This is a genomic window from Phytobacter sp. (assembly GCF_059074235.1).
This window is the reverse complement of record NZ_JCACPZ010000004.1, coordinates 678,885-695,166: the sequence shown is the minus strand read 5'-3', so window position 1 is coordinate 695,166 and position 16,282 is coordinate 678,885. Positions and strand designations below refer to the sequence as shown.

The 16,282-nt window shown below is 51.2% G+C and carries 16 protein-coding genes, 5 tRNA genes and 1 other RNA gene; 21 read left to right on the top strand and 1 reads right to left on the bottom strand.

Annotated elements, in window-relative coordinates:
• Positions 1 to 109 precede the first annotated feature (109 nt).
• The gene (locus AC5JPW_RS07330; protein ID WP_494239233.1) at positions 110 to 1,294 is read left to right on the top strand and encodes a tetratricopeptide repeat protein; all 1,185 of its coding nucleotides are present in this window, start codon (positions 110 to 112) and stop codon (positions 1,292 to 1,294) included.
• 58 nt (positions 1,295 to 1,352) lie between these two features.
• On the opposite strand, the gene AC5JPW_RS07325 is transcribed toward AC5JPW_RS07330, so the two are convergent.
• Positions 1,353 to 1,811 carry a winged helix-turn-helix transcriptional regulator gene (locus AC5JPW_RS07325; RefSeq protein ID WP_494239231.1) on the bottom strand — a complete coding sequence of 153 codons (459 nt, stop codon included), beginning with the start codon at positions 1,809 to 1,811 and terminating at the stop codon, positions 1,353 to 1,355.
• Positions 1,812 to 1,900: 89 nt separating this feature from the next.
• Here AC5JPW_RS07325 and AC5JPW_RS07320 point away from each other — a divergent pair, with 89 nt between their 5' ends.
• From AC5JPW_RS07320 to nadA, 20 genes are all read left to right on the top strand, one after another.
• Positions 1,901 to 3,112 (top strand): MFS transporter, encoded by a 1,212-nt coding sequence (locus AC5JPW_RS07320; protein ID WP_494239230.1) that lies wholly within the window; start codon positions 1,901 to 1,903, stop codon positions 3,110 to 3,112.
• A gap of 20 nt (positions 3,113 to 3,132) precedes the next feature.
• A complete protein-coding gene (locus AC5JPW_RS07315) occupies positions 3,133 to 4,479 on the top strand; it encodes a pyridoxal phosphate-dependent decarboxylase family protein (RefSeq protein WP_494239229.1) in 1,347 nt (448 codons plus the stop codon).
• Positions 4,480 to 5,182: 703 nt separating this feature from the next.
• Complete coding sequence (cydA, locus tag AC5JPW_RS07310; RefSeq protein WP_494239228.1) at positions 5,183 to 6,751, top strand: cytochrome ubiquinol oxidase subunit I; 1,569 nt, start codon at positions 5,183 to 5,185, stop codon at positions 6,749 to 6,751.
• 15 nt (positions 6,752 to 6,766) lie between these two features.
• The gene (cydB, locus tag AC5JPW_RS07305; protein WP_494239226.1) at positions 6,767 to 7,906 is read left to right on the top strand and encodes a cytochrome d ubiquinol oxidase subunit II; all 1,140 of its coding nucleotides are present in this window, start codon (positions 6,767 to 6,769) and stop codon (positions 7,904 to 7,906) included.
• Positions 7,907 to 7,920: 14 nt separating this feature from the next.
• Positions 7,921 to 8,034: a cytochrome bd-I oxidase subunit CydX gene (cydX, locus tag AC5JPW_RS07300; protein ID WP_049292487.1), complete on the top strand. Its 114-nt coding sequence runs from the start codon at positions 7,921 to 7,923 to the stop codon at positions 8,032 to 8,034.
• Positions 8,034 to 8,327, top strand: a complete 294-nt coding sequence (gene ybgE / locus AC5JPW_RS07295) for a cyd operon protein YbgE (RefSeq protein ID WP_494239225.1) — start codon at positions 8,034 to 8,036, stop codon at positions 8,325 to 8,327. The genes cydX and ybgE overlap by 1 nt, the downstream gene beginning before the upstream one ends.
• 148 nt (positions 8,328 to 8,475) lie before the next feature.
• Complete coding sequence (gene ybgC / locus AC5JPW_RS07290) at positions 8,476 to 8,880, top strand: tol-pal system-associated acyl-CoA thioesterase (RefSeq protein ID WP_041852070.1); 405 nt, start codon at positions 8,476 to 8,478, stop codon at positions 8,878 to 8,880.
• Positions 8,877 to 9,569 carry a Tol-Pal system protein TolQ gene (tolQ, locus tag AC5JPW_RS07285; protein WP_494239223.1) on the top strand — a complete coding sequence of 231 codons (693 nt, stop codon included), beginning with the start codon at positions 8,877 to 8,879 and terminating at the stop codon, positions 9,567 to 9,569. The genes ybgC and tolQ overlap by 4 nt, the downstream gene beginning before the upstream one ends.
• A 3-nt stretch (positions 9,570 to 9,572) precedes the next feature.
• On the top strand, positions 9,573 to 10,001 hold the full coding sequence (gene tolR / locus AC5JPW_RS07280; RefSeq protein ID WP_494239222.1) for a colicin uptake protein TolR: 429 nt from the start codon (positions 9,573 to 9,575) through the stop codon (positions 9,999 to 10,001).
• 40 nt (positions 10,002 to 10,041) lie between these two features.
• Positions 10,042 to 11,334: a cell envelope integrity protein TolA gene (tolA, locus tag AC5JPW_RS07275; RefSeq protein ID WP_494239221.1), complete on the top strand. Its 1,293-nt coding sequence runs from the start codon at positions 10,042 to 10,044 to the stop codon at positions 11,332 to 11,334.
• A 119-nt stretch (positions 11,335 to 11,453) separates the two neighbouring features.
• A complete protein-coding gene (tolB, locus tag AC5JPW_RS07270; RefSeq protein WP_494239219.1) occupies positions 11,454 to 12,746 on the top strand; it encodes a Tol-Pal system beta propeller repeat protein TolB in 1,293 nt (430 codons plus the stop codon).
• Between the two features lie 34 nt (positions 12,747 to 12,780).
• A complete protein-coding gene (pal, locus tag AC5JPW_RS07265) occupies positions 12,781 to 13,296 on the top strand; it encodes a peptidoglycan-associated lipoprotein Pal (RefSeq protein WP_494239218.1) in 516 nt (171 codons plus the stop codon).
• Positions 13,297 to 13,305: 9 nt separating this feature from the next.
• Positions 13,306 to 14,091 carry a cell division protein CpoB gene (gene cpoB / locus AC5JPW_RS07260; protein WP_494239216.1) on the top strand — a complete coding sequence of 262 codons (786 nt, stop codon included), beginning with the start codon at positions 13,306 to 13,308 and terminating at the stop codon, positions 14,089 to 14,091.
• A 164-nt stretch (positions 14,092 to 14,255) separates the two neighbouring features.
• A tRNA-Lys gene (locus tag AC5JPW_RS07255) sits at positions 14,256 to 14,331 on the top strand.
• 127 nt (positions 14,332 to 14,458) lie between these two features.
• Positions 14,459 to 14,534 (top strand) — tRNA-Val (locus AC5JPW_RS07250).
• 3 nt (positions 14,535 to 14,537) lie between these two features.
• Positions 14,538 to 14,613: transfer RNA gene (locus AC5JPW_RS07245), tRNA-Lys, on the top strand.
• A 50-nt stretch (positions 14,614 to 14,663) separates the two neighbouring features.
• A tRNA-Lys gene (locus tag AC5JPW_RS07240) sits at positions 14,664 to 14,739 on the top strand.
• A gap of 23 nt (positions 14,740 to 14,762) precedes the next feature.
• Positions 14,763 to 14,838, top strand: a tRNA-Lys gene (locus tag AC5JPW_RS07235).
• Between the two features lie 29 nt (positions 14,839 to 14,867).
• Positions 14,868 to 14,993, top strand: a non-coding RNA gene (locus tag AC5JPW_RS07230) — RtT sRNA.
• 211 nt (positions 14,994 to 15,204) lie between these two features.
• Positions 15,205 to 16,248, top strand: a complete 1,044-nt coding sequence (gene nadA / locus AC5JPW_RS07225) for a quinolinate synthase NadA (protein WP_494241159.1) — start codon at positions 15,205 to 15,207, stop codon at positions 16,246 to 16,248.
• Positions 16,249 to 16,282: the final 34 nt, after the last annotated feature.

The following is a 16,282-nucleotide window of genomic DNA, read 5'->3' as shown; positions in this document are numbered from 1 at the left end:
TGATTAATAAGTTTGTCTTTTTTCAAACGATAATACATTATACGACGCGTTATTTATTCATGCGTCGAAGTGCAATAATATGTGATGTAATTATTTAAAGGGAATTTTTGTGAAAAAAACTATTATCTCAGCAGCAATTGCATTAATCGGGTTGAGTGCCGGCAGCTATGCCGCTCCTGTCAATATTGATGTGCTGAGTGCAACCGTAAAAGATAAACGCATTGATGGGGCGACGGTAACCTTACAGCGTAATGGCGCCCAGTCTGTCACCGGTAATACCAATGCCTCAGGGCAAGTGAATCTCAACTCATCTTTCCAGGACGATCAGGACTCATTACTGATCATTAAAAAAGAGGGTTACTCCAATCTGGTCGTCAAGTGCCCGTGTGATGGCATGACCTACGCGGTTAGCCCGGTCATGACCAATCTGGACGGCATGCGCGTGGTGCTGACCTGGGGGCAAATCCCATCCGATTTGGACTCGCATCTCTCATACCTTGGTGGTCACATCTATTTTGCTAGAAAACAAGGGCAGGATGCTAATCTGGATGTCGACGACACGGACGGCTATGGTCCGGAAACCATCACTATTACTAAAAAGCATTTCGGTGATACCTATACTTATGCCGTTCAGGATTACACCAATAAAGGTAACCCATCGAGCGCGAATCTTTCGGCAAGCAGTGCAAAAGTGTTTGTGTATGTCGGTAGTTCCCTGGTACGAAGCTATTCTGTACCCACTGGCACACCAGGGAATATCTGGACGGTATTTAAGTTAAATCCAAATGGTGAATTTGAAGATATTAACCGCATGAGTGGTGAAAACTTCAATGAAACAAATCGTGATGTGGACGATGTGCCCTCTGTAATAGCCCGTTCAAATAATACGGTGGCTTCTGTAGCACAAACTGGCAATAACCCTGAACTGGCAAAACAATATAACCGCCAGGGGGAAGCAGTTTATAAAGACGGTAATCTTGATCAGGCTATTCAGTACTTCCAGCTGGCCACTGAAGCCGATAGCAGCTATGGCCAGGCCTTCAGTAACCTGGGACTCGTTTATCAGAAGGATGGCAAAATTGCCGAGGCAATTTGGGCAAACCGCAAAGCTATTTCTTTAGCCAGTGGGACGAATGCGGCAACGACTCGCGCAAACTCCTACTACAACATTGCTAAGATTTATGAAAATGCGGGGCAGTACGCTGATGCACTGCAGCATTATCAGCTGGCAAATGCACAAAGAAACAAGCCCGTCTATGAAACGGCCATCGCGCGCATGAAAGCGAAAATGTAGTCCTTGTTCCAGGCCAGGCCATCGTCAGGTGGCCTGGAAATCAGCTGAAAAGCCTGAGTTAATCCCCTCTGATTTTAAGTTTTTTCACCTGGGTATTTTCTGCCATTAACTCGCTACCGTCATCGGTGTGTGGTCGCATTGGGGCAATTGCCTTACCTGTTTGCACATCCACGAGCAGTGAGTGGGGTTCTCCCGACGCAAACAGATTATCTTCTCCCCATTGACGCAGTGCGACGATAACCGGGAACAGCGATTTTCCTCTCGGTGTGAGTACATACTCCTGATATGCAGTGCCATCTGATGCGGGCTGCGTGATAAATATCCCGGCATCCACCAGTTTGCGTAACCTGTCCGTGAGAATGTTGCGCGCCATCCCCAGACCACGCTGAAAATCACCAAAGCGCCGGACACCATCAAAGGCATCGCGGACGATCAGCAGGGCCCAACGATCACCCATCAGGTCGACTGCACGCGCAACCGGGCAAGGCTGATAAGAGGGCGGTAAATCGTATGTCATCGTCTGGCCTCATGAAAAATATTCCGGTTGCATTTTAAAACTGGTTTCTCTAGTCTTCAACTGGTTTTCTTTTGCAACCAGGTTTAAAGATGAAAGTATGTGCCATCGAGCCAATGGCTCCTGCGAAAATCCTGCCACGGAGCATGGTGATGCTGTTTGCTGTGGCCAGCGGGATGAGTGTCGCCAACGTCTATTACGCCCAGCCGCTGCTGGATGCGCTCGCCAGGGAATTTTCCATCAGCTATGCCGCTATAGGGGGGATCGTGACGGCAACTCAGGTGGGCTGTGCTCTGGCATTATTACTGCTGGTGCCGTTAGGTGATATTGTTGAACGGCGTACATTAATGTTGATTCAGCTTATGGCGTTGGTGGCAGCACTTGCTGTGGTATCACTCGCTAGCACAACGTGGATGCTCCTTGCCGGGATGTTGTCAGTCGGCCTGCTGGGCACGGCGATGGCGCAAGGACTGATCGCCTGTGCAGCCAGTGCATCCGATGAACACGAACGTGGGCGGGTGGTCGGGGCAGCCCAGAGTGGCGTCTTTATTGGCCTACTGCTGGCTCGCGTTTTCTCTGGCGTGGTGAGCGATCTTGCTGGCTGGCGCGCGGTGTATGGTTTATCTGCGATCCTTATGCTGCTTTTACTGCCACTGTTATGGCAGCGTTTACCCCGATTTGGGGCCAGCGGTGAGCGGACGTCCTGGCTGCTGCTTATTGCTTCGATGCTGAAATTACTGCTCACCGATCGCGTCCTGCAAATTCGCGGCATGCTGGCGTTGCTGATGTTTGCCGCCTTTACTATTTTCTGGAGTGCGATGGTGTTGCCGCTCAGTGCGCCACCGTATCGCTTCTCTCACACGGTTATTGGTTTGTTTGCTCTGGCGGGTGTGGCAGGTGCGCTTGCGGCGTCAAGAGCAGGGTGGGCCGCCGATCGAGGTTATGCTCAGCGCACCAGTTTTATTGCATTGCTTCTGCTGGTACTGGCGTGGTGGCCGCTTTCGTGGCTTGAGTACTCTATCCCGTTATTGTTGTCAGGTATTGTGCTTCTTGACCTGGGTGGACAGGCGCTGCATGTCACTAACCAGAGCCTGATTTTGCGTGCTGCACCTGCGTTACATGGCAGGCTGGTGGCGCTCTATATGCTGTTTTATGCCGTGGGTAGTGGCACGGGAGCGACGTTGACAACAGCAACTTACGCGCACTCTGGCTGGCAGGGAGTCTGCTGGCTTGGCGCACTGGTCAGCCTGTTGGCGCTAATAATATGGGCATTAACGCGACATCTGATGCCAGAAGAGAAATGAGAAGAGGGCAGGGGAATAAGATGAAAGAACGTGAATTGCTGGCAGAGGCTGATGCGCGTGGCTTGCGTTATCTGGAGGGAACGGACACACGGCACGTCTTCCCCACTACAGAAGCGATAGCGGCCCTGAGCGCATTTGATGAAGCACTGCCACAAACGGGAATGTCGGCTGAAAGTACACTGGCTTTACTGGATGACGTGGGCTCGCCTGCCACAACCGCATCCAATGGTCCGGGATATTTCGGGTTTGTGGTAGGCGCGAGCTTACCGGCTGCGGCAGCAGCAGAGCGACTGGTGATGGCATGGGATCAGTGCGCTTCCTCCTTTTTAAATTCCCCGGTTGCTGACAACGTTGAACGTGTCGCAGGTAAATGGGTACTCGATGCGCTGAATTTGCCACGTGAAAGTGCCGTTGGGTTTGGCACCAGTGCAACGGCCTGTACGCTGGCCGCTCTGGCTGCGGCCCGGCGAGAATTGCTGGCCCGCGTTGGCTGGGATATCGACAATGACGGGCTGGTAGGCGCACCAGAGATCAAAGTGGTGGTTTCTGAACTGGTGCACATCACCGTCAAAAAAGCGCTGCGCATCCTCGGTTTTGGTCTCTCCAGACTGATTATTGCCCCAGTGGATAGCCTTGGTCGCGTAGACGTGGCGCAACTTCCTGTGCTGGATAGTCACACCATCCTCTGTCTGCAGGCCGGGGAAGTGAATACCGGAGAATTCGACCCGTTCGCGCAGCTTATTCCTCTGGCACGCAAAGCGGGTGCATGGGTTCATGTGGACGGTGCATTTGGTCTCTGGGCACGTGCTTCATCGCAGGCAGCACTGACTGAGGGGATTGAACTTGCTGATAGCTGGACGACCGACGCCCATAAGTGGCTTAACACCCCCTATGACTGTGCCATGGTTATCTGCCGCGATCCTCAGATTCTGGCCGGTGCGATGAACAGCGATGCCGTTTATATGAGTGCCAGTGCTGATGCGCAAAAAAATCTGACGCTGGAGTTTTCCCGTCGCCCACGCGGAATTCCGGTGTGGGCTGCGCTACGTGTACTGGGGCGTGAAGGTGTGCGTAACATGATCAACAAGCATTGCGCACTGGCGCGCGATATCAGCGAGGGATTGACTGCTCAGGGCTTTGAGGTGCTTAACCGGGTGGTGATCAACCAGGTGCTGTTCCGTTGCGCTACGGATGAGCAAACGGAAGCGGTTCTGGCGGTGGCGCAGGCATCAGGGAAAATCTGGTTCGGCAGTACCCGCTGGCAGGGGAGGTTGGCCATGCGCATTAGCGTATCTTCGTGGCGTACCGAGCAAGAGCACGTTGACACACTGCTGGAAACGCTTGCCGCAGTTCGCTGGGAAGGATGAATCCATAACCAGCGGGAATGTTAATAACGAATTTCACAACCGTGAATGTAAAAAAAAAACCATGCTAAATTCGCGTGGTTTTTTTGAATAATCACTTTGCGGTGTTAAGTCTAATAATTGATAAGGTGAAATAATTGTAAAATTATAACATCATCCCTTTGTCATGATTTATCTGTCGTGCCCGAAATTATTGTGCAAACCGCAATAAAGCATCTACGGTTAACGTTAAATAACCTCGTTATAATTTACCTTTACCTGCCGATTGATAACCATTCTTCACGCTAAAATATACATATCGTTAACATGGTTTTCACTATGTGGATACGATAGCTACAAAATTAACAAGTTTGGATAAAATTGATTTAAATCAATATTTAAATGCTTGGAAAAAACCCTAAAAATCGATAAATTGTCGCCGATCAAATTGGCTTAAAACGGGCAAATTAGGTATAAATTGATCACTGTCGAAAAACGTAAAACAAACCCAATAAAAACCTTTTTATTGTAAGGGTTTTGCGGAGTAATATATTCGAGAGATCAATTTGGGTTTTTTATTAACGTAGTTGTAACTTTTTTGAATCAGCATCACCTTTATTCATGATGGTGATTTAAAAGTGCAACAACTTTGTATTGGGGCATGCGTGTAGACCTTCGTTAATGGGGTTTACTCTCGGAGTCTTCATGCGATGAGCAAGGAGTCAAGATGTTAGATATTGTCGAACTGTCACGCTTACAGTTTGCCTTGACCGCGATGTACCACTTCCTTTTTGTGCCACTGACGCTCGGTATGGCGTTCCTGCTGGCCATCATGGAAACGGTCTACGTCCTTTCCGGCAAACAGATTTATAAAGATATGACCAAGTTCTGGGGCAAGTTGTTTGGTATCAACTTCGCACTGGGCGTGGCGACCGGTCTGACCATGGAGTTCCAGTTCGGGACTAACTGGTCTTACTATTCTCACTATGTTGGGGATATCTTCGGTGCGCCGCTGGCCATTGAAGGTCTGATGGCCTTCTTCCTCGAGTCTACTTTTGTAGGTCTGTTTTTCTTCGGTTGGGATCGTCTGGGCAAAGTACAGCATATGGCAGTGACCTGGTTGGTCGCTCTTGGCTCTAACTTGTCTGCGCTGTGGATCCTGGTTGCTAACGGCTGGATGCAGAACCCTATTGCCTCTGATTTCAACTTCGAAACCATGCGTATGGAGATGGTGAGCTTCGCTGAACTGGTGCTGAACCCGGTTGCACAGGTGAAATTTGTGCATACCGTTGCATCTGGTTATACCTGCGGTGCGATGTTCATCCTCGGCATCAGCTCCTACTATCTGCTGCGTGGTCGCGACGTTGCGTTTGCTAAACGCTCCTTTGCTATCGCTGCCAGCTTTGGTATGGCTGCGGTACTGTCTGTTATCGTGCTGGGTGATGAATCCGGTTACGAAATGGGCGACGTGCAGAAAACCAAACTCGCTGCCATTGAAGCAGAATGGGAAACTCAACCGGCGCCTGCCGCGTTTACCCTCTTTGGTATTCCTGACCAGGATTCGCAGAAAAACCATTTTGCCATTCAAATTCCTTACGCTCTGGGCATCATTGCCACCCGTTCTGTTGACACGCCGGTTATCGGTCTGAAAGACCTGATGGTTCAGCATGAAGAGCGTATCCGTAACGGGATGAAGGCCTATCATCTTTTGGAACAACTGCGTGCTGGTTCGAAAGACCCGTCGGTGCGTGACGAATTCAATAGCATGAAGAAAGATCTGGGCTACGGCATGTTGCTTAAGCGCTATACACCAAACGTCACTGACGCAACGGAAGCGCAAATTGTTCAGGCAACAAAAGATTCTATTCCGCGCGTTGCTCCGTTGTACTTCGCTTTCCGTATTATGGTCGGTAGCGGCATCCTGATGCTGCTGATAATCGGTTTGTCTTTCTGGACCGTTTGTCGCAACCGCATTGGCTCGAAAAAATGGCTGCTGCGTGCAGCTCTGTACGGTCTGCCATTGCCGTGGATCGCTATCGAAGCAGGCTGGTTTGTGGCGGAATATGGTCGTCAGCCTTGGGCTATCGGTGAAGTGCTGCCTACGGCCGTCGCTAACTCATCGTTAACCGTTGGCGATCTGCTGTTCTCTATGATTCTGATTTGCGGCCTTTATACGTTGTTTATGGTAGCGGAAGTGTTCCTGATGTTTAAGTTTGCTCGCCTTGGGCCGAGCAGCCTGAAGACAGGTCGCTATCACTACGAGCAATCCACCGTCGCTTCGCAGCCGGCACGCTAAGACAGGAGTCGTCAAATGATCGATTATGAAGTATTGCGTTTTATCTGGTGGCTGCTGGTCGGTATTCTGCTGATTGGTTTTGCTGTCACCGACGGCTTTGACATGGGCGTTGGTATGCTAAGCCGCTTCCTGGGTCGTAACGACACTGAGCGTCGCGTGATGATCAATGCTATCGCGCCGCACTGGGACGGTAACCAGGTCTGGCTTATTACAGCTGGTGGTGCGCTGTTTGCTGCCTGGCCTACGGTTTACGCTGCGGCGTTCTCCGGTTTCTATGTGGCGATGATCCTTGTGCTGGCATCGTTGTTCTTCCGTCCGGTCGGTTTTGATTACCGTTCGAAGATTGAAGATCCACGCTGGCGTGGCATGTGGGACTGGGGCATTTTCGTGGGCAGCTTTGTGCCGCCGCTGGTGATTGGTGTGGCATTCGGCAACCTGTTGCAGGGCGTTCCGTTCCATATTGATAACGACATGCGTCTGTTCTACACCGGTAACTTCTTCCAACTGCTCAACCCGTTTGGTCTGCTGGCTGGCGTGGTCAGTGTGGGGATGATCCTGACTCAGGGCGCAACCTATCTGCAAATGCGTACCGTGGGTGAACTGCACCTGCGTTCACGTGCGACAGTACAAATTGCTGCACTGGTTACTCTGGTCTGCTTCGCGCTGGCGGGGGTTTGGGTGGTTTACGGTATTGATGGTTATGTTGTGACTTCCGCTCTGGATCATCATGCAGCCTCTAACCCGCTCAATAAAGAAGTTGCCCTGCAGGCGGGAGCCTGGCTGACCAACTTCAATAACGCGCCGATTCTGTGGCTTATCCCGGCATTAGGTGTGGTGCTGCCGCTGTTGACTATCCTGACCGCGCGTCTGGATAAAGCCGCCTGGGCATTTGTCTTCTCCTCACTGACTCTGGCATGCATCATTTTGACCGCGGGCATTGCGATGTTCCCGTTCATTATGCCATCCAGCACAATGATGAAAGCGAGCCTGACTATGTGGGATGCAACATCCACTCAGCTGACACTGAACCTGATGACCTATGTGGCACTGGTGTTTGTTCCGATCATTCTTATCTACACCACCTGGTGTTACTGGAAAATGTTCGGGCGCATCACCAAAGAACAGATCGAAAACAATACCCACTCTATGTACTAAGTAAGGAGCTGATTATGTGGTATTTCGCATGGATTTTAGGAACGCTTCTTGCCTGTGCTTTTGGGATTATTACGGCCCTGGCGCTTGAGCACGTGGAAGCGACCAAAGCCGGAAAAGAAGAACACTGATGGATGGAATTATCGCAAAGCTTTATGCGGTAATGGACAAGCGCCCGCTAAGGGCGCTTTCCTTAATCATGGCATTGGTGCTGGCGGGTTGCATCTTCTGGGATCCGTCAAAGTTTGCGGCAAAAACCAGTGAGCTTGAAATCTGGCAGGGCTTTTTGTTGATGTGGGCAGTGTGTGCTGGCGTGATTCATGGGGTCGGTTTCCGCCCACGAGCCATCGTCTGGCAAGGCGTATTTTGCCCCTTAATCGCCATGGCCGTTTTGTTTGCTGGTTTGATTTTTTTCTTCTTTTGAATAAGAAATCTCCGTTTACGACATGGGCTTGCAAAAGCCCATATATTTTTACTCTCCGTTTACCTCAACCCATTCCAAACCACCTTCCCCACGCGTATAGTAACGACGTTTAAAAGCTCAAACTTTTTTTGCATTACCGGGATGTAAAGTGAATACAACGCTGTTTCGATGGCCGGTTCGGGTCTATTACGAAGATACTGATGCCGGTGGTGTGGTTTACCACGCCAGCTATGTTGCTTTTTATGAACGAGCACGCACTGAGATGCTGCGTCACCATCACTTTAGCCAGCAAGTGCTGCTGGCCGAGCGGGTCGCGTTCGTGGTACGTAAATTAACGCTGGAGTATTTTGCGCCCGCCAGACTCGACGATATGCTCGAAGTCCAAACGGAAATAACATCAATGCGTGGAACCTCTCTGGTTTTCACGCAGCGGATTGTCAACGCAGAGAACACGGTGCTGAATGAAGCCGAAGTTCTGATTGTCTGTGTTGATCCACTCTTAATGAAGCCTCGTGCGCTTCCCAAGTCTATTGTCGCGGAGTTTAAGCAGTGACTGACATGAACATCCTTGATTTGTTCCTGAAGGCTAGCCTTCTGGTCAAACTTATCATGTTGATTTTGATTGGTTTTTCAATCGCATCCTGGGCCATCATTATCCAGCGAACGCGCATCCTCAACGCAGCCGGTCGTGAAGCTGAAGCCTTTGAAGACAAGTTCTGGTCTGGCATTGAGCTGTCGCGTTTGTACCAGGAAAGCCAGGGGCGCCGCGAAAATCTGACCGGTTCGGAACAAATGTTCTACAGCGGGTTCAAAGAATTTGCCCGTCTTCACCGTGCGAATAGCCATGCGCCAGAAGCGATTGTGGAAGGGGCGGCGAGGGCGATGCGTATTTCAATGAACCGTGAACTCGAGAACCTGGAAACGCATATTCCATTCCTGGGGACTGTGGGCTCCATCAGCCCGTATATCGGTCTGTTTGGTACGGTTTGGGGGATCATGCATGCCTTTATCGCGCTGGGTGCGGTAAAACAGGCGACTCTGCAAATGGTTGCGCCGGGTATTGCCGAAGCATTGATCGCGACCGCTATTGGTCTGTTCGCGGCAATTCCAGCGGTAATGGCATATAACCGTTTGAATCAGCGCGTGAACAAACTGGAAATGAACTACGACAACTTTATGGAAGAGTTCACGGCTATTCTGCACCGTCAGGCGTTTACCAGCACCGAGAGCAACAAGGGGTAAACCATGGCCAGAAAGCGTGGACGCGGCAGTCGTGACCTCAAGTCCGAAATCAACATTGTACCTCTGCTGGATGTGTTGTTGGTATTGCTGCTGATCTTTATGGCAACTGCACCGATCATTACGCAGAGCGTTGAAGTTGATCTGCCAGACGCAACAGATTCGAAAAGCGTCAGCACTAACGACGATCCTCCGGTCATTATTGAGGTCTCAGGTGTCGGACAGTACAGCGTGGTAGTCGAGAAAGATCGTATGGATCAGCTACCTCCTGAACAAGTGGTTGCAGAAGCGCAGCGTCGCCTGCAATCCAATCCGAAAACCGTTTTCTTGATCGGTGGCGCCAAAGAGGTGCCTTACGATGAAATCATTAAAGCGCTAAACCTGTTACATAGCGCGGGTGTGAAGCAGGTTGGCTTGATGACGCAGCCTATCTGATCCCCCGGCATAACAGGCGGGCAGTTTTTGGGAACCGAGAGTGTCAAAGGCAACCGAACAAAACGACAAACTTAAACGGGCGATCATCATTTCAGCCGTGCTGCACGTTGTGCTTGTGGCGCTGCTGATTTGGAGCTCGTTCGATGAGAATATTGACGCTTCTGCCGGTGGTGGCGGCGGCTCATCTATTGATGCGGTAATGGTTGACCCCGGCGCCGTCGTACAGAACTACAACCGCCAGCAGCAGCAGCAGTCCAGCGCAAAACGTGCTGAAGAGCAGCGTGAAAAGCAGGCGCAGCAGCAGGCTGAAGAGCTTCGTGAAAAACAGGCTGCTGAGCAGGAACGTTTGAAGCAGCTTGAGCAGGAACGTCTACAGTCACAAGAAGCGGCACGTCAGCAAGCTGAGCAGCAGAAAAAAGCGGAAGATGCAGCGAAGAAAGCGCAGGAAGCGCAGAAACAGGCTGAAGAAGCGGCTGCGAAGGCTGCGGCCGATGCAAAAGCAAAAGCTGATGCACAGGTGAAAGCCGCGGCTGATGCGGCGAAGAAAGCAGCAGCCGACGCGCAGAAAAAAGCAGAGGCCGATGCAGCTAAAGCGGCAGCAGATGCACAGAAAAAAGCGGAAGCTGAAGCTGCCAAAGCGGCGGCTGATGCCCAGAAGAAAGCCGAAGTAGAAGCGGCGAAGAAAGCTCAGCAGGATGCTGAGAAGAAAGCCGCTGCGGATGCTGCTAAAAAAGCGGCCGCTGCCGAAAAAGCGGCTGCGGCTGAAAAAGCAGCAGCAGACAAAGCCGCTGCGGCCGAGAAGGCTGCTGCGGATAAAGCTGCCGCAGACAAGAAAGCAGCTGCTGCTGAGAAAGCAGCAGCAGATAAGAAAGCCGCAGCAGATAAAGCCGCTGCAGCCAAGAAAGCGGCTGCGGATAAAGCCGCTGCAGCATCTGGTGTTGACGATCTCTTCGGCGACCTGAGTTCCGGTAAGAATGCACCGAAAACGGGTGGTGGCGCAAAAGGAAACAACGCGGCAGCGGCAGGTTCGGGTAACAATAGTCGTAATGGCGATAACGGTGCCAGCAATGCTGACATCAGTAAATATACGGGCCAGATACAACGTGCGATTCAGAGCAAGCTTTACAACGCCGATTTGCTGGCCGGTAAAAGCTGCGATCTGCATATCACGCTAAGATCGGACGGTTCATTAAGCAATATTGAATCGAAAGGTGGTGATCCGGAGCTTTGCGAAGCGGCACTCAGGGCTGCACGCACAGCAAACATGCCGACACCGCCAAGTAAAGAAGTGTATGACCGTGTCAAAGATGCCACGTTGGTGTTTAAGCTTTAAGTTGTCATATGAAGATGCCTGACCCGAGTAACGGGTCAGGATGTATAATTATCGTGTTTTGAGTTTGTTAACATTCTGCTAAATTATCGCGGGTTTTCCGCCCGGATAAGGGAGATACGATGAAGCAGGCATTACGTGTTGCGTTTGGTTTTTTAATGCTGTGGGCAGCGGTGCTGCACGCAGAAGTACGTATTGAGATCACCCAAGGGGTGGATTCGGCACGCCCAATCGGTGTTGTTCCTTTCCAGTGGGCAGGCCCTGGCGCTGCACCTGAGGATATCAGTGACGTCGTTTCCTTCGATTTGCGCATGAGTGGTAAATTCAACCCGCTGGACCGTTCACGCCTGCCGCAGACGCCGGCAACCGCGCAGGAAGTTCAGCCTGCTGCATGGTCCGCGCTGGGTATTGATGCTGTTGTCGTTGGTCAGGTTACACCTAACCCAGATGGTAGCTACAACGTGGCTTATCAGCTGGTGGATACCGGTGGTGCACCGGGCACGATTCTGGCTCAGAACTCTTATAAAATTACTAAGCAGTGGCTGCGCTACGCCGCCCATACTGCCAGTGATGAAGTCTTCCAGAAACTGACTGGTATTAAAGGTGCCTTCCGTACGCGTATCGCATACGTTGTGCAGGCGAGCGGTGGCCAGTTCCCTTATGAACTGCGTGTCTCCGATTATGATGGCCACAACACCGCTGTTATCCACCGTTCATCCCAGCCGCTGATGTCTCCGGCATGGTCTCCGGACGGCTCTCAGTTGGCATACGTGACGTTCGAAAGCGGCCGATCTGCGCTGGTTATTCAGAATCTGGCAGCAACAACAACCCGTCAGGTTGCCTCGTTCCCGCGTCATAACGGTGCACCGGCATTCTCACCGGACGGCAGCAAAATTGCGTTTGCCTTGTCTAAAACCGGTAGCCTGAACATCTATGTGATGGATCTGGCTTCTGGACAGATTCGTCAGGTCACTGATGGTCGTAGCAACAATACTGAACCGACCTGGTTCCCGGATAGCCAGAACCTGGCATTCACATCCGACCAGGCAGGTCGCCCGCAGGTGTATAAAGTCAACATCAATGGCGGGGCAGCACAGCGTATCACCTGGCAGGGTTCACAAAACCAGGATGCTGACGTGAGTGCAGATGGTAAATTTATGGTAATGGTGAGCTCCGAAGGCGGTCAGCAACACATTGCCAAACAAGATCTGGCAGCGGGTGGCGTGCAAGTTTTATCGTCAACGTTCCTGGATGAATCGCCAAGTCTGGCACCTAACGGCACGATGGTAATCTACAGCTCTTCTCAGGGGATGGGATCCGTGCTGAATCTGGTTTCTACAGATGGGCGGTTCAAAGCGCGTATTCCGGCGTCTGATGGACAGGTAAAATCACCTGCCTGGTCGCCGTACCTGTAAATAATAAATAATTGATTACTAAAGGATCAAAGAAATGCAACTTAACAAAGTGCTGAAAGGGCTGACTATCGCTCTGTCCGTAATGGCAATCGCCGCATGTTCTTCTAAAAAGAACGTGAGCAACGACCAGAGCGGCGAAGGCATGATGGGTGCCGGTACTGGTATGAACGGCAATGGCAACATGTCTTCTGAAGAGCAAGCGCGTCTGCAAATGCAGCAGCTGCAGCAGAACAACATTGTTTACTTCGATCTGGACAAGTTTGACATTCGTTCTGACTTCGCTGCAATGCTGGATGCGCACGCTAACTTCCTGCGTAGCAACCCGTCTTACAAAGTCACCGTAGAAGGTCACGCGGACGAACGTGGTACTCCGGAATACAACATCTCCCTGGGTGAACGTCGTGCTAACGCCGTTAAAATGTACCTGCAGGGTAAAGGTGTTACCGCTGACCAGATCTCCATCGTTTCTTACGGTAAAGAAAAACCTGCAGTACTGGGTCATGACGAAGCGGCTTACTCCAAAAACCGTCGTGCCGTACTGGTTTACTAAGAGAATTGCATGAGCAGTAACTTCAGACATCATCTCTTGAGTCTGTCGTTACTGGTTGGCATAGCGGCCCCCTGGGCCGCTTTTGCTCAGGCGCCAATCAGTAGTGTCGGCTCTGGCTCGGTAGAAGACCGGGTCACTCAACTCGAGCGTATTTCTAATGCTCATAGTCAACTTTTAACCCAACTTCAGCAGCAACTCGCGGATAACCAGTCCGATATTGACACCCTGCGTGGTCAAATTCAGGAAAGTCAGTATCAGCTCAATCAGGTCAACGAGCGGCAGAAACAGATTTTGACGCAAATTGACGGTCTGAGCAGCGGTGCAGGTGCAGCAGCGGGGCAGGCGCAGCAAGCGTCTGGCGATCAGAGTGCAGCAGCCGCGCCTGATGCCTCAGCAGCGACCTCTGCACCTGTTCAAAGCGGTGATGCCAATACGGATTACAATGCGGCAATCGCGCTGGTGCAGGATAAATCGCGCCAGGATGAGGCTATTGCTGCATTTCAGAGCTTCGTCAAAAAATACCCCGATTCAACCTATATTCCGAATGCCAACTATTGGCTAGGGCAGTTGAATTACAACAAGGGTAAAAAAGACGATGCCGCCTATTATTTTGCCTCGGTGGTGAAAAACTATCCGAAGTCACCAAAAGCGCCTGATGCGATGTATAAAGTCGGCGTCATCATGCAGGACAAAGGTGATACAGCAAAAGCGAAAGCTGTCTATCAGCAAGTGGTCGCGAAATACCCGGGTACTGATGGCGCAAAGCAGGCGCAAAAACGTCTCGGTTCTATGTAGCGAATAGCGCTTGACCAGAAATCGCGTTATTTCTGGTCTTGTCGCGTGAATCATAAGCAGTTAGGTGATCTTCCTCGAAATTTTTGTTGCGCTGAATTCTTAAATCAGTAATATATGCCGCCGTTGCCAAGGGATATCACACAAACCAAAAGCAGCGCAAAAGTGGGTCGTTAGCTCAGTTGGTAGAGCAGTTGACTTTTAATCAATTGGTCGCAGGTTCGAATCCTGCACGACCCACCAATCGTTCTGGTGGAACGCGATAGTAAAACGTGAAGGATAACGTTGCACAAGCAACGGCCCGTAGGGCGAGGCAAAGCCGAGTCATCCTGCACGACCCACCACTTAAAGCAGTATCCAGCGTAGTATCGGGTGATTAGCTCAGCTGGGAGAGCACCTCCCTTACAAGGAGGGGGTCGGCGGTTCGATCCCGTCATCACCCACCACTCGGGTCGTTAGCTCAGTTGGTAGAGCAGTTGACTTTTAATCAATTGGTCGCAGGTTCGAATCCTGCACGACCCACCATCTACTTGGTGGTCCGAGTAAAAAATTATCTTCGAAGTCAGTGCCGGCATGGGTCGTTAGCTCAGTTGGTAGAGCAGTTGACTTTTAATCAATTGGTCGCAGGTTCGAATCCTGCACGACCCACCACTTCGAAGAAAAAATCCCGCAAGGGGTCGTTAGCTCAGTTGGTAGAGCAGTTGACTTTTAATCAATTGGTCGCAGGTTCGAATCCTGCACGACCCACCAATGTAAAAAAGCGCCCTAAAGGCGCTTTTTTGCTATCTGCGATTTATAAGATTCGAACCTGCAGCAGGTTCGGGTCTCACGAAGTGAGACAACGGAGCCGCGTGCGGCGACGACCCGAAGGGCGAGCGAAGCGAGTCATCCTGCACGACCCACCAATGTAAAAAAGCGCTGGCGGCGCTTTTTTGCTATCTGCGATTTATAAGATTCGCTCCCCCTCTCAAACTCCTTTGCCCTCTCGCTCATTTATTGTGACTTTTACCCTTCAATCGGCTATCTTGTTTAGTATATAAAACTTATTGGCCTGTCTTTGCTCTACTGTCGTCAAAGAAAGGCATTATTGTTAAGCCAGTAAAACGAGTATGCATGATGAGCGTAATGTTTGATCCTGAAGCTGCGATTTACCCTTTCCCGCCAAAACCGATGCCCCTCAATCTGGATGAAAAGCACTACTACCGGGATAAAATCAAACGTCTACTGAAAGAGCGCGATGCGGTCATGGTGGCGCACTACTATACGGATCCGGAAATTCAGCAACTGGCGGAGGAGACCGGTGGTTGTATTTCAGACTCACTCGAGATGGCGAGGTTTGGTGCGAAACATCCAGCCTCTACGCTTCTTGTGGCCGGCGTACGTTTTATGGGGGAGACGGCAAAAATACTCAGTCCGGAAAAGACCATTCTGATGCCAACACTCAACGCCGAATGTTCACTTGATCTCGGCTGCCCCATTGAGGAGTTCAGTGCCTTCTGTGACGCTCATCCCGACCGGACTGTCGTGGTGTACGCCAACACCTCCGCTGCGGTTAAAGCGCGTGCTGATTGGGTTGTCACATCCAGCATTGCCGTAGAATTGATTGAGCACCTGGACAGCCTCGGCGAGAAAATTATCTGGGCGCCTGACAAACACCTTGGCAGTTATGTTCAAAAGCAGACCGGCGCAGATGTATTGTGCTGGCAGGGCGCCTGTATTGTGCATGACGAATTTAAAACTCAGGCGTTGAGTCGGATGAAAGGGCTTTACCCGGATGCGGCCATTCTGGTGCACCCGGAATCCCCTATCTCCGTCGTTAAGCTTGCGGATGCTATAGGCTCGACCAGTCAGCTCATTAATGCTGCCAAAACGTTGCCGCACAAGCAGCTCATTGTGGCGACTGACCGTGGGATCTTTTACAAAATGCAGCAGGCAGTACCGGATAAGGAATTGCTGGAGGCACCAACTGCCGGGGAAGGCGCAACATGCCGCAGCTGCGCACACTGCCCATGGATGGCAATGAATGGCCTTAAAGCGATTGCTGAGGGGCTTGAGACCGGTGGTGCAGCCCATGAGATTCATGTGGATGCCGCGTTGCGTGAAGGCGCGTTACTGCCGCTTAACCGTATGTTAGATTTTGCGGCTACACTACGTCCTTAACGTTCTATAACGCGTAGGAATACGCTCTGGGGAG